Source organism: Pseudoalteromonas sp. CO325X (assembly GCF_004208955.1).
Lineage (GTDB): Bacteria > Pseudomonadota > Gammaproteobacteria > Enterobacterales > Alteromonadaceae > Pseudoalteromonas > Pseudoalteromonas ruthenica.
Genome location: NZ_SGPG01000049.1, coordinates 1 through 314, shown reverse-complemented (window position 1 = coordinate 314; position 314 = coordinate 1). Strand labels below are relative to the sequence as shown.

The window sequence follows — 314 nt, the reverse complement described above, 5'->3', positions numbered from 1 at the left end:
GCGGACGCAGGAGGATTCGAACCTCCGACCGCCTGGTTCGTAGCCAGGTACTCTATCCAGCTGAGCTATGCGTCCGTTATATGTTTTATTGCCCTAGTACATCCTGTAGCAGGGTTCCGGCTCGTCGTCCTGACTCGCGTTTATCGAACTGCAAAGCGTTGCTTTGGTTTCTCTTCACCCAGCTGAGCTATGCGTCCGTTATATGTGTGAACTTACGTTCTTAATTTTCACTTAAATGATGGCGGACGCAGGAGGATTCGAACCTCCGACCGCCTGGTTCGTAGCCAGGTACTCTATCCAGCTGAGCTATGCGT

Annotated in this window: 1 tRNA gene; it reads right to left on the bottom strand. The window is 51.9% G+C overall.

Annotated elements, in window-relative coordinates:
• Position 1 precedes the first annotated feature (1 nt).
• A tRNA-Arg gene (locus EXT46_RS18725) sits at positions 2-75 on the bottom strand.
• Positions 76-314 lie beyond the last annotated feature (239 nt).